Annotated in this window: 20 protein-coding genes; 11 read left to right on the top strand and 9 right to left on the bottom strand. The window is 57.7% G+C overall.

From position 1 onward, the window contains the following. Positions 1-3: 3 nt before the first annotated feature. The gene (locus B9Z31_RS00315) at positions 4-1677 is read left to right on the top strand and encodes an NAD+ synthase (protein ID WP_100117588.1); all 1674 of its coding nucleotides are present in this window, start codon (positions 4-6) and stop codon (positions 1675-1677) included. Positions 1678-1710: 33 nt separating this feature from the next. Continuing rightward, positions 1711-2049, top strand: coding sequence for a P-II family nitrogen regulator (locus B9Z31_RS00310; RefSeq protein ID WP_019425321.1), 339 nt, complete (start codon positions 1711-1713; stop codon positions 2047-2049). A gap of 6 nt (positions 2050-2055) precedes the next feature. On the opposite strand, the gene B9Z31_RS00305 is transcribed toward B9Z31_RS00310, so the two are convergent. From B9Z31_RS00305 to B9Z31_RS00280, 6 genes are read right to left on the bottom strand one after another with little or no spacing between them, the layout of a single operon-like run. After that, positions 2056-2673 carry a TIGR00730 family Rossman fold protein gene (locus B9Z31_RS00305; RefSeq protein ID WP_100117587.1) on the bottom strand — a complete coding sequence of 206 codons (618 nt, stop codon included), beginning with the start codon at positions 2671-2673 and terminating at the stop codon, positions 2056-2058. Next, positions 2670-3080: a diacylglycerol kinase gene (locus B9Z31_RS00300; protein ID WP_100117586.1), complete on the bottom strand. Its 411-nt coding sequence runs from the start codon at positions 3078-3080 to the stop codon at positions 2670-2672. The genes B9Z31_RS00305 and B9Z31_RS00300 overlap by 4 nt, the downstream gene beginning before the upstream one ends. A gap of 21 nt (positions 3081-3101) precedes the next feature. Then, positions 3102-3641 carry an RDD family protein gene (locus tag B9Z31_RS00295; protein ID WP_255408618.1) on the bottom strand — a complete coding sequence of 180 codons (540 nt, stop codon included), beginning with the start codon at positions 3639-3641 and terminating at the stop codon, positions 3102-3104. Beyond that, the gene (locus tag B9Z31_RS00290; protein ID WP_100117585.1) at positions 3638-4378 is read right to left on the bottom strand and encodes a DUF3106 domain-containing protein; all 741 of its coding nucleotides are present in this window, start codon (positions 4376-4378) and stop codon (positions 3638-3640) included. The genes B9Z31_RS00295 and B9Z31_RS00290 overlap by 4 nt, the downstream gene beginning before the upstream one ends. Next, positions 4371-4817, bottom strand: a complete 447-nt coding sequence (locus tag B9Z31_RS00285) for a DUF3619 family protein (RefSeq protein WP_100117584.1) — start codon at positions 4815-4817, stop codon at positions 4371-4373. Before B9Z31_RS00285 ends, B9Z31_RS00290 begins: the two co-directional genes overlap by 8 nt. Then, a complete protein-coding gene (locus B9Z31_RS00280) occupies positions 4814-5380 on the bottom strand; it encodes an RNA polymerase sigma factor (RefSeq protein WP_100117583.1) in 567 nt (188 codons plus the stop codon). The genes B9Z31_RS00285 and B9Z31_RS00280 overlap by 4 nt, the downstream gene beginning before the upstream one ends. Before the next feature lie 306 nt (positions 5381-5686). On the opposite strand from B9Z31_RS00280, the gene B9Z31_RS00275 reads away from it, so the two are divergent. The 6 genes from B9Z31_RS00275 to B9Z31_RS00250 all read left to right on the top strand — a co-directional run bounded on the left by B9Z31_RS00275 (position 5687) and on the right by B9Z31_RS00250 (position 12897). Then, on the top strand, positions 5687-7450 hold the full coding sequence (locus B9Z31_RS00275; protein WP_100117582.1) for an acetolactate synthase 3 catalytic subunit: 1764 nt from the start codon (positions 5687-5689) through the stop codon (positions 7448-7450). Positions 7451-7452: 2 nt separating this feature from the next. Beyond that, positions 7453-7944 carry an acetolactate synthase small subunit gene (ilvN, locus tag B9Z31_RS00270; RefSeq protein ID WP_053175395.1) on the top strand — a complete coding sequence of 164 codons (492 nt, stop codon included), beginning with the start codon at positions 7453-7455 and terminating at the stop codon, positions 7942-7944. Between the two features lie 40 nt (positions 7945-7984). After that, positions 7985-9001 (top strand): ketol-acid reductoisomerase, encoded by a 1017-nt coding sequence (gene ilvC, locus B9Z31_RS00265; protein ID WP_100117581.1) that lies wholly within the window; start codon positions 7985-7987, stop codon positions 8999-9001. Between the two features lie 113 nt (positions 9002-9114). Continuing rightward, the gene (pssA, locus tag B9Z31_RS00260; protein ID WP_369804603.1) at positions 9115-9936 is read left to right on the top strand and encodes a CDP-diacylglycerol--serine O-phosphatidyltransferase; all 822 of its coding nucleotides are present in this window, start codon (positions 9115-9117) and stop codon (positions 9934-9936) included. 197 nt (positions 9937-10133) lie between these two features. Next, positions 10134-11672: a 2-isopropylmalate synthase gene (locus tag B9Z31_RS00255; protein WP_100117580.1), complete on the top strand. Its 1539-nt coding sequence runs from the start codon at positions 10134-10136 to the stop codon at positions 11670-11672. Between the two features lie 184 nt (positions 11673-11856). Further along, the gene (locus B9Z31_RS00250; RefSeq protein WP_233200578.1) at positions 11857-12897 is read left to right on the top strand and encodes a serine hydrolase; all 1041 of its coding nucleotides are present in this window, start codon (positions 11857-11859) and stop codon (positions 12895-12897) included. A gap of 68 nt (positions 12898-12965) precedes the next feature. On the opposite strand, the gene B9Z31_RS00245 is transcribed toward B9Z31_RS00250, so the two are convergent. Genes B9Z31_RS00245 through aat form a run of 3 tightly spaced genes read right to left on the bottom strand, consistent with a single transcriptional unit; the run spans position 12966 to position 15299 of the window. Then, positions 12966-13748, bottom strand: coding sequence for an IclR family transcriptional regulator (locus B9Z31_RS00245; RefSeq protein WP_100117579.1), 783 nt, complete (start codon positions 13746-13748; stop codon positions 12966-12968). Between the two features lie 25 nt (positions 13749-13773). Beyond that, on the bottom strand, positions 13774-14535 hold the full coding sequence (locus B9Z31_RS00240) for an arginyltransferase (RefSeq protein ID WP_100117578.1): 762 nt from the start codon (positions 14533-14535) through the stop codon (positions 13774-13776). Continuing rightward, on the bottom strand, positions 14532-15299 hold the full coding sequence (aat, locus tag B9Z31_RS00235; protein WP_100117577.1) for a leucyl/phenylalanyl-tRNA--protein transferase: 768 nt from the start codon (positions 15297-15299) through the stop codon (positions 14532-14534). The genes B9Z31_RS00240 and aat overlap by 4 nt, the downstream gene beginning before the upstream one ends. A 130-nt stretch (positions 15300-15429) precedes the next feature. On the opposite strand from aat, the gene pgeF reads away from it, so the two are divergent. The 3 genes from pgeF (at position 15430) to B9Z31_RS00215 (ending at position 19434) form a co-directional block, all read left to right on the top strand. Further along, positions 15430-16218, top strand: a complete 789-nt coding sequence (gene pgeF / locus B9Z31_RS00230) for a peptidoglycan editing factor PgeF (RefSeq protein ID WP_100117576.1) — start codon at positions 15430-15432, stop codon at positions 16216-16218. A 291-nt stretch (positions 16219-16509) separates the two neighbouring features. After that, positions 16510-18228, top strand: coding sequence for an alpha/beta hydrolase (locus tag B9Z31_RS00220; RefSeq protein ID WP_100117574.1), 1719 nt, complete (start codon positions 16510-16512; stop codon positions 18226-18228). Positions 18229-18252: 24 nt separating this feature from the next. Beyond that, positions 18253-19434, top strand: coding sequence for an acetyl-CoA C-acetyltransferase (locus B9Z31_RS00215; protein WP_100117573.1), 1182 nt, complete (start codon positions 18253-18255; stop codon positions 19432-19434). The last annotated feature ends 39 nt before the right edge of the window (positions 19435-19473 follow it).

Here is a 19473-nt window from a genome sequence, read left to right as displayed (position 1 = left end):
TGTATGACTCTCCAAATTCGTGTGGCCCAGCTCAACTTTGTCGTCGGTGACATGCCGGGCAACGCCCGCAAAATCATCGACGCTGCCACTGCGGCTTACGCGCAGGGCGCCAGGCTGTTGATCACGCCCGAGTTGTCGATTTGCGGCTATGCGGCCGAAGACCTGTTGTTGCGCCCAGCCTTCATTGACGCCTGCGATGATGCCCTGAAAACGGTGGCCCGCGAACTGGCTGGGTTAAAGGGCCTGCATGTGGTGGTGGGGCACCCTGAGGGCGGCGGCGTGCGCACCCGCAGCGTGGCCGTGACGCGACGCCACAACCGCGCCAGCGTCCTGTGCGAGGGTCAGGTGGTCTGCGCTTACGACAAGCGCGAGCTGCCCAACTACCAAGTGTTTGACGAGCGGCGCTATTTCACACCCGGCCATGGGGTGGGCGTGTTCGAGGTCGAGGGCGTACGGGTGGGTTTGCTCATTTGCGAAGACGCTTGGTTTGACGAGCCGGCCCGCTTGGCGCGGGACGCAGGCGCGCAGGTGCTGGCGGTGCTGAACGCCTCGCCGTTCCATGCAGGCAAAGGCCCCGAGCGTGAGCAACGCATGCGTGAGCGCGTGGCCGACAGCGGTTTGCCCCTGATCTATGCGCATTTGGTCGGTGGTCAAGACGAGGTGATCTTTGAAGGCCGCTCCTTTGCCCTGAACGCCCAAGGCCAGGCGGTGGCGCGGGCCGTGGGCTTTCGCGAAGCGGCCATGACGGTCCAGGTGCAAGCGGGTGCCAAAGGTGTGGATCTGAGCGCTGAGCCAGACGCTCTGGTGCCCATGGCCTGTGCTGATGCCGAGTTGTGGGATGCACTGGTGCTGGGTGTGCGCGACTATTTGGGCAAAAACGGCTTCAAAGGCGCGATTTTGGGCCTGTCGGGCGGCATCGATTCGGCGCTGGTGCTGGCCATCGCGGTGGATGCGATCGGGGCTGACAAGATCCATGCGGTGATGATGCCTTCGCCTTACACGGCCGACATCAGTTGGATCGACTCGCGCGAGATGGTCAAACGTTTGAACGTGCGCTACGACGAAATCTCGATCGCCCCCTTGTTTGATGGCTTCAAGCAGGCGCTGTCGGCGCAGTTTGAGGGCCTGAAAGAAGACACCACCGAAGAAAACATCCAGGCCCGCATTCGCGGCACCTTGCTCATGGCGCTGTCCAACAAGACCGGGGCGATTGTGCTGACCACCGGCAACAAGAGCGAGATGGCCACGGGTTATTGCACTTTGTATGGGGACATGGCCGGTGGTTTTGCGGTCATCAAGGACGTGGTCAAAACCCGTGTGTTCGATCTGGCCCGCTGGCGCAACCTGAACGATCCCTATGGCACGGGCAGCCAACCGATCCCCGAGCGCATCATCACCCGCCCGCCCAGCGCCGAGCTGCGCCCAGACCAAAAAGACCAGGACAGCCTGCCGGCTTACGAGGTGCTGGACGCGATCATCCAGCGCTACATGGAAAACGACGAGGGCGTCGAGGCACTGATTGCCGATGGCTTTGAGCGGGCCGATGTGGAAAAAGTCACTCGGCTGATCAAGCTCAATGAATACAAGCGCCGCCAGTCGCCTGTGGGCATTCGTGTCACGCACCGCAGTTTTGGCAAAGATTGGCGTTATCCTATGACCAACCAATTCCGCGCCTGAACGGGCAAACACCATTTTTTGAGGACTTTCCCCATGAAGCAGATCACCGCCGTCATCAAACCCTTCAAACTGGAAGAAGTGCGTGAGGCCTTGGCCGAATGCGGTGTGACAGGTCTGACCGTGACCGAAGTCAAGGGTTTTGGCCGCCAAAAAGGCCATACCGAGCTGTACCGGGGTGCCGAGTATGTGGTCGACTTTCTGCCCAAGGTCAAGGTCGAGGTGGTGGTGAAGAACGACGATGTGGACAGCTGTGTGGATGCCATCATCAAGGCGGCTCGCACAGGCAAGATCGGCGACGGTAAGATTTTTGTCACCTCTGTCGAGCGCGTGGTTCGCATCCGCACAGGCGAGCAGGACGAGACAGCGATCTGAAGGGCGTCAGATCTTCTCGGTGAGGGCGCGCGGCGCAAACCCAGCCGCCTCCACCAAGCTGCGCAGCAGCGGTTCAGGCTCGGTGCCCACGCGCACCAATTCGGTTTGCCAGTCGCCCATGAACCCTTGCTCGACCACCTGTGCGATGAATCCCAGCAGGCTGTCGTAGTAGCCAAGGCCGTTCAAAATGCCGATGGGTTTGTCGTGGTAACCCAGTTGGCGCCAAGTCCAGACTTCAAACAATTCCTCGAACGTCCCAATGCCGCCTGGCAGGGCCAAAAAAGTGTCGGATTTTTCGGCCATGAGCCGTTTGCGCTCGTGCATGGTGTCGACCACATGGAGTTCTGTGCAGCCGTGGTGTGCCCATTCTTTTTCGACCAATGCTCGGGGGATGATGCCGATCACCGTGCCACCTGCCGCCAAAGTAGCTTCGGCCACCAATCCCATCAGGCCATTGCGTCCGCCACCGTAGACCAATTGACCACCATGACGGCCAATCCAAGTGCCCACCTGTACGGCCATTTGTGAAAATGCGGCTTGGTTGCCGGGTTTGGAGCCGCAATAAACGCAGAGCGAAAAGGCAGGCGATGCCTGATTGGCGGTGAGGGCGTCCGTCTGTGTCATGCCAAACGCTGCCAAAGTGCGCCGATCCAAACCCCCAAACACAGCAGCAGGCTGAGCAGCACGGCAGCGCTGCCCATGTCTTTGGCCCGTTTGGACAGGTCATGCCACTCTGGGCCAATCCGGTCAATGGCCGATTCGATGCAGGTGTTGAGCAACTCCACAATCATGACCAGCAGCACCGTTCCGGCCAGCAAGGCCGTTTCAACCCAGTTTTGTCCCAGCCAAAAAGCCAGGGGCAGCAAGGCCATGGCCAAGATGGCTTCTTGTCGAAACGCCGTCTCTCCCCAGCCAGCGCGCAGCCCTTGAAGGGAGTAGCCCCCTGCATGCAGCACGCGGCTGAGACCTTTTCGGGCCTTTTGCGGATTGACGGGGTTGTTGGGGGAGGGGGCGGTGGTGGGTTCTTGCATGGCGCGGGAAAAATCAATAATTCAGGTGGCTGTCGTGATCAGCCGGGTCCCTGAGAGGGCATCATGCCAAAACTGGCCTTTGGGGTGAAAGCGGCTGAGGACAGCCCAGATGGCCACCCAGCCCAAGGTCAAAACCGTCAATTCGACGACGGGCAGCCCCAACGCGGAGGAGACTGCCAACGGCGGGATGAACCAAATCCAGCTCGTGAGGTAGCGTTTGAAGGCCGTTTTCCGGCTGATTTTTTGACCTTCGGTGTCCACAATTTGAATCCGCCAGGTTTTCATGGCCAGGGTCTGACCGCGCCGCCACATCCAAATGAAATACAGACCCAAAACCAAAAAGCTAGAGGCCTGCAAGCCCGATTTGAGTTGGGGGTGGACGTTCATCTCGCCAGGCGCCAATCCCGTCAACCAATAGGCGGCCACAAAATAAACCAGCCCAGAGGACACCATGACGCCAAACAAAAGCATGCCTTCGTAAAGCCAGCAAGCCATGCGCCGCTTGAGCGATGGGGTGGACATGTCCTGCACAGGAGCGCTGCTGGCGGGCTGAAGCTTCATGAGGGAGCCGTTTCAGAGGAGGGCTTGAGCTCTTCGGAGGGGTCTGTCGCTGCGGGCAAAGGTGTGCCTTGCTTGGGTGAGACCGCCGTCGGCTGTCGTGGTAACAGGGTTTTGCGGTCGATGGCTGCCGCTGCATGGGGGCTGCTTGAAGAGGCTTTGACAGCGGTTTGGACTTGGCGGTGGGCATCCACCGGCTTGATGGTGGGCGCCGCACTTTTGGTGGGACCTTGTGAGCCTGAACTGAGCAAACGCTTTTCTTCTTTAGGCAGCGCTTGGTAGGCTTCCCAAGCGGCCTTTTTGTCTTCCTTGGGCAAGTTTTGGAACTGATTGAAGTTCAAACGCGCCAAGTTGCGTTGCTGGGGGCTCAAATCCACCCAATCGGCCATGCGTGAATGCATGGTGACCTGATCGGCCACAGGCAATTGGTTGAAATTCTTAGAAAGGGTCAGCCACTTGGCTTGTTGCTGGGCACTCAAGGCACCCCATTGGGCGCCTAAAGGGGCCAGCGCTTGTCTTTGCATGGGCGTCAGCTGCCGCCAAGCACTGGACACGGAGGGCGTTGGCGCAAGTGGCTGGGCGCTGGCGTTGGCAGTTGCAGGTCCAGGTGGCGTTACACCCGTATGGGGCAAGCTGGTTTGCGCCGTCGCATTCAGCCATGCCGCCGCCCCAAAGCCGCCTAAACCGATGGTCAGACAGGTTTTCAGGAGGAAAAAGCGAACCCCGTGCAGCTCAATCATGCTGGTCCGCGTTTTTGGGGTTGAGCTTCAAGAACTGGGCAAACCCGGCATCGGTGTAGGCATGAGGGGGCAACTCATCGGTCAAAAGCGCGGAATCTGTGGCCGCGATTTCCACAGCGATGTGCTCATCTTTCAACCACTGAATGGTCAAAAGGCCCGCCACCAAAGCCAATAGGGGTACAGATGAGGCCAGAACACTCCAAAGCCCCAAGCCTTCATCGCCCGATGCCGTCAACGTGCCGTTTGCATGCACCTGCTGGTTGTGAGCCCGTCGGATTTGAAGGGCAGGTTGGCGATGACCGATGGCCAATTGCCGAGCGACGCGAAGGCGCTCGGAGATGTCGTGTGACAAATCTGTGCTGGCGAGGGTGAGTTGGCCCGAAAAATAGTGGCCCAATTCATCCATTTGGGCTTGAGTGAAAGTGGTCGCTTGTTTCATGGTCTGATTCCTTGTATTCCCAATGCTTTGCTCAGGGCTTGGATTGCCCGAGAACAATGGGTTTTGACGCTGCCTTCTGAGCAGCCCATCACTGCCGCGGTTTGCGCCACGTCGTGCTCCTCCCAATAACGCAGCAAGAAGGCTTCTCGTTGACGTGCAGGCAAAGCCATGACGGCGGTTTCAATGTGTTCCAGCGTTTGCACCCGGCCCACCCAGTCCTCGGCGCTTTCTGAGACAGCGTTTTCACTGGGGTTGTTGCTCACCTCCAGCAGGTCAAACTCGCCATCTCCATCCGTGGTTTTGAAATCGCCCAAATTGGTAAACAAAGCGCCTCTTGTTTTTTGTCGGCGAAACCAGTCCAGCGTGGTGTTGGAGAGGATGCGCTGAAACAACAAGGGCAGTTCTGCCGAGGGCTTGTCTGCGTAATGCGTGCACAGCTTGATCATGCTGTCTTGCAAGATGTCCAAGGCTGCATCTTCGTTTCTGACATGGTAGAAAGTGCGCTTGAACGCCTTTTTTTCCATGTTTTTCAGAAAGTCTGCAAGTTCAGAGTCGGATGCCAAAGAAGTAGTCGCACGCCAAGGACGCGCTGTCAGGGAGGAAAAAAGTCCGAAAGGTTGGCTTGTGCCACGCCCGATCAGATCTGAATAATTATGGCACCGGATCCCTCCCTTCCTTGAATTTAAAGACAGGGGCTGGACAAATGCGATAATGCGCGATTGCAATTGAAAAAAAGCAAACGGATCACCGTCCGGCACTTTTACAGTTTGGTGCCCATGTCTGTGGTCTTAAGTCCCAAAGCCACTTCACAAGAGTCGAGCCCAGGGGCACCCAAGGTTTTTCGTTAGAGAAATTCACAAAGGTTGAATATGGAAATGAACAAGGCCGACACGGCCAACACCCCTGCGGGCGCTCAAGAATTGCGCGGCGCAGAAATCCTCGTCAAAGCGCTCCAAGCTGAAAACGTGCAATACGTCTGGGGTTACCCCGGCGGTGCTGTTTTGCACATCTACGACGCTTTCTACAAGCAAGAAACCATCCAGCACGTCCTGGTGCGTCACGAGCAAGCGGCTGTGCATGCAGCCGACGGTTTTGCCCGTGCCACGGGCGAAGTGGGGGTGGCCTTGGTCACCTCCGGGCCCGGCCTGACCAACGCTGTCACCGGTATCGCCACGGCTTACATGGACAGCATTCCCATGGTCATCATCAGTGGCCAAGTGCCCACTGCGGCCATTGGCTTGGATGCATTCCAGGAGTGCGACACCGTGGGCATCACCCGCCCCATCGTCAAGCACAACTTCCTGGTCAAAGACGCCAAAGACATGGCCGAGGTCATGAAAAAGGCGTTCCACATTGCACGCAGCGGCCGGCCTGGCCCTGTGGTGGTGGATGTGCCCAAGGATGTTTCTTTCAACAAGACGCTGTATTCGGGCTACCCCGAGTCGGTGGAGATGCGTTCTTACAACCCGGTTCGCAAGGGCCACGGCGGCCAGATCCGCAAGGCTTTGCAGTTGTTGATGTCGGCCAAGCGCCCCTACATCTACACGGGTGGCGGCGTGTTGCTGAGCAACGCCAGTGCCGAGTTGCGTGCCTTGGTGGACATGCTCAACGTGCCGGTCACCAACACCTTGATGGGTTTGGGCGCTTTCCCGGCCACCGACCGCCGTTTCCTGGGCATGCTGGGCATGCACGGCACGCTTGAAGCCAACAACGCCATGCAAAACTGCGATGTCTTGTTGGCTGTGGGTGCCCGTTTTGACGACCGCGTGATCGGCAACCCCAAGCACTTTGCTTCGGTGGACCGCAAGATCATCCACATCGACATCGATCCATCGAGCATCTCCAAGCGCGTCAAGGTCGATGTGCCGATCGTGGGCGACGTGAAAGACGTGCTGACCGAACTCATGGGCATGATCCGTGAGTCCGGTCTCAAACCCGACCCACAGGCCTTGGCGCAGTGGTGGGAAACGGTTGAAGGCTGGCGCAAACGCGATTGCATGAAGTACGACAACAGCAACGCGCTGGTCATCAAGCCGCAAAAAGTCATCGAGACTTTGTGGGACATGACAAAAGACGCGGATGCGTACATCACCTCTGACGTGGGTCAGCACCAGATGTGGGCCGCTCAGTACTACAAGTTCAACGAACCACGCCGCTGGATCAACTCCGGTGGTTTGGGCACCATGGGTGTGGGCATTCCTTACGCCATGGGCATCAAACTGGCCAAGCCAGACAGCGAAGTGTTCTGCGTGACGGGCGAAGGCTCGGTGCAGATGTGCATTCAGGAGCTCTCGACCTGCCTGCAATACAACACGCCCATCAACGTGGTGGCCCTGAACAACGGCTATTTGGGCATGGTGCGCCAGTGGCAGGAGATTGATTACTCCGGTCGCTACAGCCACAGCTACATGGACGCCTTGCCCAATTTCGTGAAATTGGCCGAAGCTTATGGCCACGTCGGCATCTTGGTTGAAAAACCCGAGGATGTGGAGCCTGCCTTGCGCGAAGCCCGCAGGCTCAAGGACCGCACGGTTTTCTTGGACATCCGAACGGACCCAACAGAAAACGTGTTCCCGATGGTGCAGGCCGGCAAGGGCATCACCGAGATGCTCATGGGCGTGGAGGACCTGTAATCATGAAACACATCATCGCTGTACTGATTGAAAACGAAGCGGGCGCCTTGTCCCGTGTGGTGGGCTTGTTCTCGGCGCGTGGCTACAACATCGAGTCTTTGACTGTGGCCCCGACCGAAGACCCCAGCTTGTCGCGCATGACCATCCAGACCACGGGGTCGGACGACGTGATCGAGCAAATCACCAAACACTTGAACCGCCTGATCGAGGTGGTCAAGGTCGTGGACCTGACCGAAGGTGCTTACACCGAGCGCGAGTTGATGCTCGTGAAAGTGCGTGCCGTGGGCAAGGAACGCGAGGAAATGAAACGCATGGCCGACATCTTCCGTGGCCGTGTGATTGATGTCACCGACAAGAGCTATACCGTGGAACTCACCGGTGACCAATCCAAGAACGACGCCTTTTTGGAGGCGATCGACCGCAGCGCTATTTTGGAGACCGTGCGCACCGGTGCATGCGGTATCGGGCGCGGCGAGCGCATCCTGCGCGTCTAAACTCAACCCTTGAACCTGTTTTATTCCTAAGGAGAACCCTGTGAAAGTTTTTTACGACAAAGATTGTGATCTGAGCGTTATCAAGGGCAAGACCGTTGCCATTCTTGGTTATGGCTCGCAAGGCCACGCACACGCCCAGAACCTGAACGACAGCGGCGTCAAAGTGGTCGTCGGTCTGCGCAAGGGCGGCGCATCTTGGGACAAAGTCGGCAAAGCCGGTTTGACCGTGATGGAAGTCAACGATGCGGTCAAAGCCGCTGACGTGGTCATGATCTTGTTGCCCGACGAAATGATCGCCGAGGTTTACAACAACAATGTGGCCCCCCACATCAAGCAAGGCGCTTCTTTGGCGTTTGCCCACGGCTTCAACGTGCACTACAACCAAGTCGTGCCCCGTGAAGACCTGGATGTGTGGATGGTTGCCCCCAAGGCCCCAGGCCACACCGTGCGCAACACTTACACCCAAGGCGGCGGCGTGCCCCACTTGGTCGCCATTCACCAGGACAAGAGCGGCAAGGCCCGCGCTTTGGCCCTGAGCTACGCCATGGCCAACGGTGGCGGCAAGGCCGGCATCATCGAAACCAACTTCAAAGAAGAAACCGAAACCGACTTGTTCGGCGAGCAGGCTGTTCTGTGCGGTGGCGCGGTGGAGCTGATCAAGATGGGTTACGAAACCTTGGTGGAAGCCGGTTACGCCCCTGAGATGGCTTACTTCGAGTGCTTGCACGAACTCAAGCTGATCGTGGACCTGATCTACGAAGGCGGCATCGGCAACATGAACTACTCGATCTCGAACAACGCCGAATACGGCGAGTACGTGACCGGTCCTGAAGTCATCAACGAAGAGTCGCGCGTCGCCATGCGCAATGCCTTGAAGCGCATCCAAACGGGTGAATACGCCAAGATGTTCATCTTGGAAGGCAAGACCAACTACCCCAGCATGACGGCCCGCCGTCGCTTGACTTCGGAGCACTCCATCGAAGTCGTGGGCGCCCAATTGCGCGCCATGATGCCTTGGATCGCCAAGAACAAGCTGGTTGACAAGAGTCGCAACTGATCGCTTGTCTGCGATTGGAAAAGGCCACCTCGGTGGCCTTTTTCTTGGGAGCTTGGACTGCCTTAAACTTGGCTGACAAGGGATGGCTCCGAAAAACGCAACAGGAATAGACGATGAGCAAAATCAACGATAAAAATACGGTTGACGAGGCGGATGTTGTGCAGCCCGTGCGCAAACCCTCCAAGGGCATCTACATGCTGCCCAACATGATCACCTTGGCGGCCTTGTTTGCAGGTTTTTACGCTGTGGTCATGGCCATCAATGGCCGTTTCGATTTGGCCACCGTGGGTATCTTCAGCGCCATGGTGCTCGACAGCCTGGACGGCCGTGTGGCCCGCATGACGAACACCCAAAGCGCATTTGGAGAGCAGATGGATTCGCTCTCAGACATGGTGTCTTTCGGCGCGGCGCCAGCCTTGATCGCCTACGTCTGGACCTTGAAGGAGTTGGGCCGTTGGGGATGGATTGCCGCATTTGTTTACTGCGCATGTGCAGCCCTTCGCCTCGCACGCTTCAATGTCAATACGGGCGTGGTCGATAAGCGTTATTTCCAGGGCTTGCCGTCGCCAGCGGCAGCGGCTTTGGTCATGGGTTTTGTGTGGATCATGTTTGAAAACGCCGTGCCCGCCAAAGCGGTGTCTTGGGGCATGTTTGCCGTTTGCATGTTTGCGGGCTTGACCATGGTGACCAATGTGCCGTTCTACAGTTTCAAAGACATGCACATGAAAAAGAGCGTGCCGTTTGCCACTTTGGTGTTGGTGGCCTTGGGCATTGCGGCGGTGAACATTGATCCGCCCACGGTGTTGTTCGGTTTGTTCGTGCTCTACGGATTGAGTGGTTATGTGATTTACATCTGGCGCAAGGCCAAAGGCCAACCCACCAGCATGATCAGCACCTCCACCGATGAGCCCGATGAGCGGGGTTTGCACCAGTGATGTCCGCTGAATGACAGTTTGGTTTTTGAACTGTGATAAAGTATTTCTATGAACTTTTCTTTGATTGCTCTACTGCTAGCGCCCATCGGGCGGGATGTGTAGCGCACGCAAACATTTTCCCAAAAGGCCCGAATGCCATCCGCATCGGGCCTTTTGCATTTTTGCTTGGACTTGCGGGTTTTTGACCAGGAGTGAACATGACTGACAAACTGATTATTTTCGACACCACTTTGCGCGACGGCGAACAGTCGCCCGGCGCCTCCATGACCCGCGACGAGAAGCTGCGCATTGCCCGCCAGCTGGAGCGTCTGCGTGTGGACGTGATCGAAGCCGGTTTTGCTGCCAGCTCCAATGGTGACTTTGAAGCCGTCAAAACCATCGCCGACGCGATCAAAGACTCCACGATTTGCTCTTTGTCCCGCGCCAATGACCGTGACATTGCACGTGCTGCTGAGGCCCTCAAAGGCGCCAACAGCGGTCGCATTCACACCTTCATTGCCACGTCCCCCCTGCACATGGAAAAGAAGCTGCGCATGACACCAGACCAGGTGTTTGAGCAGGCCAAGCAGTCGGTGCGCTTTGCCCGCAATTTGGTGGGCGATGTCGAGTTCAGTCCTGAAGACGGCTACCGCAGCGACATGGACTTTTTGTGCCGTGTTCTCGAAGCCGTGATTGCGGAAGGCGCGACCACCATCAACGTGCCCGACACCGTGGGTTACGCGGTGCCTGAGTTGTACGGCGAGTTCATCCGCACCTTGCGCGAGCGCGTTCCCAACTCGGACAAAGCCATTTGGTCCGTGCATTGCCACAATGACTTGGGCATGGCCGTGGCCAACTCCTTGGCGGGTGTCAAGATCGGCGGCGCGCGGCAGGTCGAGTGCACCATCAACGGCTTGGGTGAGCGTGCGGGCAATTGCTCGCTCGAAGAAGTGGTCATGGCCGTCAAGACAAGGCGCGATTACTTTGGTCTGGATATCGGCATTGACACCAGCCACATCGTGGCCGCCAGCCGCATGGTCAGTCAGACCACCGGTTTCGTGGTGCAGCCCAACAAGGCCGTGGTCGGCGCCAACGCCTTTGCCCATGCTTCTGGCATCCACCAAGATGGCGTGCTCAAGGCGCGTGACACCTACGAAATCATGCGTGCCGAGGACGTGGGTTGGACCACCAACAAGATCGTGCTGGGCAAGCTGAGTGGCCGCAATGCGTTCAAGCAGCGTTTGCAAGACCTGGGCGTGACTTTGGACAGCGAAACCGAAATCAACAACGCCTTTGCCAAGTTCAAGGAATTGGCCGACCGCAAGAGCGAGATTTTCGACGAGGACATCTTGGCGCTGGTGGGCGACGAGAGCGTCACCTCCGAAAAAGAGCAGTACGGCTTCGTCTCCATGTCCCAACGCAGTGAAACCGGAGAACGCCCTCATGCGGCGGTGGTTTTCACGGTTCAGGGCAAAGAGGTTCGGACTGAATCCGATGGAAATGGCCCGGTGGACGCTTCGCTGAAAGCCATCGAGTCGCACATCAAAAGTGGTGCTGAAATGGTGCTGTATTCGGTCAACGCGATCAGCGGTTCCACCGAGAGCCAGGGCGAAGTGACGGTGCGTTTGCAAAACAGCGGTCGCGTGGTCAATGGCGTCGGCTCAGACCCCGATATCGTTGTGGCTTCTGCCAAGGCTTACCTCAGTGCCCTCAATAAATTGCAGAGCAAAGCCGATCGGGTGGCTGCGCAAGGCTGAAATGAAACCTTAGGGCGTACTATCTGGCTTGAATAAAGTCACGCAAGTCATTGTTCTTGCGTGACTTTTTTTATTTGATACACTCAAACAAGATTAAGCAATTGATAGAACCACAATGTCCCCGATGCGATCAGGTATTTCTTTGTCAACGCCAGTGAGCGGGCCCACCATCCAAAAATGGGCCATGGCCATTTGGGCTTGCGCCGTGTGCGTGGCTTTCGTGTTGCCTGCGCCTGTTTGGGCACAAAACAAACCGTCGACCGCCAAGAAACCGCCTGTTGTTGCCCAAAAAGCGGTCAAAAAGGCGGTCAACAAGAAGCCAGGCGCGGCCACTCCCCAAGTCAAGACCAAGGCCAAACGGCTCGATGCCGTGCAGCGTCCTGCGGTTCCCATGCGCGCCTCGCATGGGCAGTTGGCGGGGCTGCACGCATCATCGGACCCTTTGGACCTTCGTTCCAGCGTGGCTTTGGTCATCGACCAAGACACCCGCGAGGTCTTGTTTCGCAAAAATGACAACGCGGTCTTGCCCATTGCCTCGTTGACCAAGCTCATGACAGGCTTGGTGATTTCGGAGGCCAACTTGCCGATGTCCGAAATGATCACCATCACCCAGGCCGACGTGGACACCGAAAAAGGCAGTTCTTCTCGCTTGGCAGTGGGTACGGTGCTCAGCCGGGGTGACTTGCTGCACCTGTCGCTGATGTCCAGCGAAAACCGAGCGGCCCATGCTTTGGGGCGCAGTTTCCCCGGTGGTTTGGATCAATTTGTCAAACGCATGAACATGCGTGCTCAAGCCTTGGGCATGTCGGACACCCGGTACGTTGAACCGACAGGTTTGTCCAGTCGCAACCAGTCCAGCGCCAACGATTTGGCTGTTCTGGTGGGCGCCGCCTACAAAGAGCCTGTTTTGCGCGAACTGTCGACTTCGCATGGTCGCGAAATTGAAGTGGGTCGCCGTACCCTTCAGTACAACAACACGAACCGCTTGGTCAAGAGTGCCAATTGGGACATCGGCCTGCAAAAAACGGGGTACATCTCGGAAGCGGGTCAGTGCTTGGTCATGCAGGCCCAAGTTTCTGGCCGAAAATTGATCATGGTGTTCTTGGATTCCGCCGGCAAGCTCAGCCGCATCGCGGATGCCGAGCGCGTGCGCCGCTGGGTTGAAAAATCGGCCAATGCCTCGGGGACCCGACACTCCGCTTTGGCCGACAACCAACCGGGTTGAGAGGCCTCAAGCCCACAAAAAACCCCGCATGGCGGGGTTTTTTGATGGGTGTTGCAGCACGTTGCTGTTCAGCCGTGTTGTCCGTGGAAGCCCAAAGTGCTGGAGATGTCGTGTGCTGTGGCCTGCAGCTTCGGTAGCCAGCCTTCGTCCAAACGGTCAGCCGGTGCAGAGATGGACAAACCCGCCAGCAATTTGCCTTGGTCGTCGTAAATCCCCGCCGCAATGCAGCGCACACCCAGCTCCAACTCTTCATTGTCCCGCGCGATGCCGTATTGCTTGACCCGTGACAACTCACGCTCGAGCACTTGCAATTGGGTGATGCTGTTGCGCGTTTGTCCCAGCAGGCCTGTTCGCGTGGCATAAGAGCGCACCCGCAAAGGGTCATCGGCCGCCAAGAAAAGCTTGCCCACGGAGGTCAAGTGCAGGGGGGCACGCCCACCAATGGCGCGCACGACTTGCATGCCAGAGCGTTCGCTGTAAGCGCGTTCGATGTACACGATTTCATCGCCTTGCCGCATGCTCAGGTTCACGGGTTGTTGGATCAATTTGTGCAAATCGCGCATGGGCGCCAAAGCCGCGTCGCGCACGTTCAAACGGCCCTTGACCAGATTGCCCAGCTCCAGAAGGCGCATGCCCAAGCGGTAATTGCCCGCTTCTGGCCGGTCAACGAACCGACCCGTGGCCAGATCGTTCAAGATGCGGTGGGCAGTAGAAGGATGAAGGCCCGTTTTTTCGCTGATTTCTTTCAGTGAGATGGCTTCCGAGCGAGAGGCCAAGACATCGATCAGCGAAAACATGCGCTCGATGACCTGGATGGTGGGTGTCGGCGTGAAGGCGGGGTCTTTTTTCATGGTGTCGTGGGGTGGCCTTAAAATTTTACACTGTGAAAATTTCAGACGCTGACGGCATGGCTTGCCATTGGCCATGGACCCTGATTTCGCAGGGCGCGAAGCGAGATTTGTAATTCATTTTGGGACTGGCCTCTATCCAATAGCCCAAGTACACATGGGGCAGTTTCAACTGGCGGGCTTGGTCAATCTGCCACAACACACCAAAGGTGCCATAGCTGGCTTCATCTTCCGGTTCGTAGAAGGTGTAGACGGCGGACAAGCCGTGGTTGAGCACATCCACAATGCTGACCATTTTGAGCGCACCCAAGGCCCCGTTGGGCGCCGGTGCCCGAAATTCAATGATTCTGGAGTTGACCCGGCTTTGCAACAAAAATTGTTGGTACTGGTCGACGCTGTCTTGGTCCATGCCACCCCCCGCGTGGCGATGGGTTTGGTAGCGCAAGTACAGGGCGTAATGGTCGGGGTCAAATTGCAAATCGAGAATTCGAACTTGCAGGTGTTGGTGGTCGCGCCATGCTCGGCGCTGGCTGCGGTCTGGCTTAAAAGCTGCCACGTTGACGCGCAAGGGCTTGCAGGCCTGGCAACCATCGCAGTAGGGACGGTATGTGAACATGCCACTGCGGCGAAAGCCTTGCTCCACCAAGTCCGAATACACCTCGTTGTGGATGAGGTGGCTGGGGGTGGCCACCTGGGAGCGGGCGGCGCGATCGGGCAGGTAACTGCAATCGTAAGCTGCAGTGGCATAAAACTGCAGGGACTGCAGGGGAAGTTCGTTCAATTGGGTCACGTCACATTGTCCAAATTCGCCAACAAATCCCAGTATAGGGTTTGACCCGCCCAATGGACCGGCGGATGGCCTCGCACTTGCTGGACATGCTCAACAAACGCGTCGCGTTTGATTTCAGAAGCGCCCAACGAGGCCAGGTGCTGGGTGTTTTGCTGACAGTCGATGGCCTCAATGCCGTGTTGAAGGCAAACGCTGACCAACAAGGCCAAAGCCATTTTGGAGCCATCGGTGACGGTGGTGAACATCGACTCGCCAAAGACCGCGTGGCCCAGCGCCACAAAATAAAGTCCAGCCACCAATTGACCGTCCATCCAAAGTTCGGCACTGTGCGCCAGTCCCATGTCGTGCAAGGCGCTGTAGGCTTTGACCATGTCCGGCACGATCCAAGTCCCGCTCTGTCCTTTTCTGGGGGTTTGGCTGCAGCGCTCTATGACTTGTTGAAAATCTCGGTCAAAACACAGGGAAAAGTTCGGCTGAAGCAGCCCTCTTTTGATCGCCTGCCGCAGCGAGCGATGAAACCTGAAGTTTTTGGGCCGCAACACCATGCGAGGATCGGGGCTCCACCAGAGCACGGGTTGGCCGCTGCTGTACCACGGGAAAATCCCTTGGCTGTAGGACTCCACCAGCCGCTTGGCCGACAAGTCAGCGCTGGCGGCGACCAAGCCCGGGGCTGGGGAATGTGCCCCCCAGGCGAGGTCTGGTGAGGGCAAGGCTTGCCCCACGTCAATCCATGTCAGTGGGGGCTCGGGGCGGTGGCGTGGCATACCCGCATTACACATGAAAAGCGCGCGAGGACCTCGGTGTGAGCGGGTCAAGCGCCACTTTTTAGGTTTATCCTTCCACTTGAAAATGCCTCCTTTGTTGGGAGGCAATGCCCTGTGTGGATGCCCCTGTATGACCTCTTTGGCTGATTTGGGTTGGCTGGCCGACTGGCCGGCGCCTGCGCATGTTCGGACCCTGATGACGGACCGGCGTGGCGGTGTTTCTGCACCGCCATGGGACAGCATGAATCTGGGTGACCATGTGGGCGATGCGCTGGCCCATGTGCAGAGCAACAGGGCACTGCTGCAGAGTGCCGTTGGTGCACCACTGATTTTTCTGAAGCAAGTCCATGGCCAGACAGTGGCCCATTTGGATGCGCACAGCCGCAGCGGGACCGAGGCAGACGCCTGTATCGCCACAGGGCCGCAAGCGGCTTGCACCATCATGGTGGCCGATTGCTTGCCCGTATTGATGTGTGACACCCAAGGCCAATGGGTGGCCGCCGCGCACGCCGGTTGGCGCGGCTTGGCCGGTCAGGCCGGGGAGGGCGTGCTCGAGTCCTTGCGCAGCACTTCGCCGGTGGAACAGACACGGTCAGAAGATATTTTGGTGTGGCTTGGGCCTTGCATAGGACCGCAAGCCTTTGAGGTGGGCGATGAGGTGAGGGCGGCTTTTTGTCAGCACAATGCGGCCCCGCAAGCGCTCTTCAAGCCTTTGAGCCCTGGCAAATGGCTGGCCGACTTGGCTGGACTGGCGCGTTGGCGATTGCGCCAACTGGGGATTGACAAGATTTATGGCAACGACGGCCATCCCGATTGGTGCACGGTCAGCAACTCAGTCCGATTCTTTTCTCACAGGCGAGACAGCCCCACTTTGGGGCAGTCCGGCCGCATGGCCGCTTGTATCTGGCTCTCCTCCTGAGGCCGCGCTTTCCTGCGCAGCTTTGCGCAAGCGCTCCTTGCGGCGCAAGGGTGTTCCCATCAGGTAAACCACCAAGGACATGGGCAGCGCACCGTACAACAGAAAGGTGATGATGGCGCCCAATACGGTGCCTTGAGTGCTAAAGGCTTCAGCCAATCCCATCAACAAAGTCACGTACAGCCAAGCAATAACGATCAAATACATTTTTTTAGCCTTTGTAATTTAGGCGACATCAAATTGAAAGATACTGAGTGAAGCGGATATGAAAAAAACAACTTTCAGGAGACTGGCATGAGTTCAGCAACACCCGACTTTGGGACCCCATGGGGTGAAGGTTTTCAACAAAGCCTGGCCAAAAGCTGGGGGCAGGCCATGCAGCATTTTCAAACCATCGACTTGGGTGGCTTGAAATCGGGCACAGCCCCGACCGGCGCGCCACTGCAATTCTCACAGGAAAAGCTCAACACCCTGCAGGGGCAGTATTTCAAAGACGCCTCTGAATTGTGGAATCAAGGCTTGCAAAGCTCAGTCCAAGTCAAAGATCGGCGTTTTTCCGGGGAGGCTTGGGCCGCCAATCCGATGGCCGCATTCAATGCGGCCACCTATTTACTCAACGCGCGAACCCTGATGGGTTTGGCCGATGCGGTGGAATCGGATGAAAAAACACGCACCCGCATCCGTTTTGCCATCGAGCAATGGGTGGCTGCTTCGGCACCCAGTAACTTTTTGGCCTTCAACGCCGAGGCGCAAAAGAAAGCTATTGAGACAAAAGGCGAAAGCATTGCCAAAGGGATTCAGAACCTGATGCACGACATGCAACAAGGCCATGTCTCCATGACGGATGAAAGCCTTTTTGAGGTGGGCAAGAACGTCGCCACCACCGAAGGGGCCGTGGTATTCGAAAATGAATTTTTCCAGCTCATCGAATACAAACCGCTGACCGCCAAGGTTTATGAAAAGCCTTTTTTGCTGGTGCCGCCTTGCATCAACAAGTTCTACATCTTGGATTTGCAGCCTGAAAACTCACTGATCCGCTACGCCGTCAGCCAGGGCCACCGAACCTTTGTGGTGAGCTGGCGCAACCCTGATGAGTCCATGGCGCAAAAAAGCTGGGACGATTACATCGAACACGCCGCCATTGAGGCCATCCACACCGTGCAAGCGATCACGGGTGCACCCAAGATCAACGCTTTGGGCTTTTGCGTGGGCGGCACCATCTTGTCGACCGCTCTCGCCGTTTTGGCCGCGCGGGGTGAAAAACCGGTGGCCAGCGCGACCTTCCTCACCACACTGATCGACTTCACCGACACGGGCATTTTGGATGTGTTCATTGACGAGAACTTCGTCAAGTTCCGTGAGCAGCAAATGGGGCAAGGCGGCTTGCTCAAGGGCCAGGACTTGGCCTCGACTTTCAGCTTTTTGCGCCCGAACGACTTGGTCTGGAACTACGTGGTGGGCAATTACCTCAAGGGTGAGACACCGCCGCCCTTTGACCTGCTTTACTGGAACAGCGACTCGACCAACTTGCCTGGCCCTTTTTACGCTTGGTATTTGCGCCACACCTACCTTGAGAACAACCTGGTCAAACCCGCCAAGGTCAAAGTCTGCGGCGAAAGCATTGATCTGAGCAAAGTCGACATGCCGGTGTACATCTACGGCTCGCGCGAAGACCACATCGTGCCCATCGGTGGGGCTTATGCCAGCACCCAGGTCTTGCCTGGCAAAAAACGCTTCGTCATGGGGGCCTCGGGCCACATCGCCGGTGTGATCAACCCGCCTGCAGCCAAAAAACGCAGCCACTGGCTGAGCGAAGGCAGCAAATTCCCTGCCGATGTGAACAGCTGGATCGCCAGTGCCAAAGAAGTGCCGGGCAGCTGGTGGACCGACTGGTCGGACTGGCTCAAGACGCATGCGGGCAAGCCAATTGCCGCGCCCAAAACCTATGGCAAAGCGGCCAAATACAAAGTCATCGAAGCGGCCCCGGGTCGCTACGTCAAAGTCAAAGCCTGATTGATTTTTTTACTGGAGACAAAAATGGAAGACATCGTCATCGTTGCAGCAGCCCGCACAGCCGTGGGCAAATTTGGCGGCTCGCTCGCCAAAACGCCGGCCACCGAGCTGGGCAGCATCGTCATCAAAGGCTTGCTCGAGCGCAGCGGTTTGCCCGTGGATGCCATCGGTGAAGTGATCATGGGCCAAGTGCTGGCCGCAGGCGTGGGCCAAAACCCTGCGCGTCAAGCCATGATGAAAGCCGGTGTGGCCAAGGAAACGCCCGCTCTGACCATCAACGCGGTGTGCGGCTCTGGCCTCAAGGCCGTGATGCTGGCCGCGCAAGCGGTGGCTTGGGGGGACAGCGAAATCGTGATCGCCGGCGGCCAGGAAAACATGAGCGCCAGCCCCCATGTTTTGAACGGCAGCCGCGACGGCCAGCGCATGGGCGACTGGAAGATGACCGACACCATGATCGTGGACGGCTTGTGGGACGTGTACAACCAGTACCATATGGGCATCACCGCCGAAAACGTGGCCAAGGCCCACGGCATCACGCGTGAAATGCAAGACGCTTTGGCTGCGGGCAGCCAAAGCAAGGCGGCGGCGGCGCAAGAAGCGGGCAAGTTCAAAGACGAAATCGTCGATGTGATGATTCCGCAGCGCAAGGGCGATGCCTTGGTGTTCAACACCGATGAATTCATCAACAAGAAAACCAGCCAAGAAGTGCTGGCCGGTCTGCGCCCCGCCTTTGACAAGGCCGGTAGCGTGACCGCAGGCAACGCCTCGGGCATCAACGACGGCGCGGCCGCTGTGATGGTCATGAGCGCCAAGAAAGCTGCCGCTTTGGGCCTCAAGCCCTTGGCCCGCATTGCCGCTTTTGGCACCAGCGGTCTGGACCCAGCCACCATGGGCATGGGGCCCGTGCCGGCATCGCAAAAGGCGCTGGCCCGTGCGGGGTGGAAAGCCCAAGATGTGGACCTCTTCGAACTGAACGAAGCCTTTGCTGCGCAGGCCTGCGCCGTCAACCGTGCCTTGGACATCGATCCGGCCAAAGTCAACGTCAACGGCGGTGCGATCGCGATTGGTCACCCCATTGGCGCGTCCGGCTGCCGCATTTTGGTGACCTTGTTGCATGAAATGCAGCGCACCCAAGCCAAGAAGGGCTTGGCCGCTCTGTGCATTGGTGGTGGCATGGGCGTGTCACTGGCCATCGAGCGCGTCTGATTTTTAATTTCCCATCATTTCAACCACTCATAAAAATGG

This window comes from Limnohabitans sp. G3-2 (assembly GCF_002778275.1).
Lineage (GTDB): Bacteria > Pseudomonadota > Gammaproteobacteria > Burkholderiales > Burkholderiaceae_C > Limnohabitans_A.
This window is presented reverse-complemented; position numbering and strand designations above follow the sequence as displayed.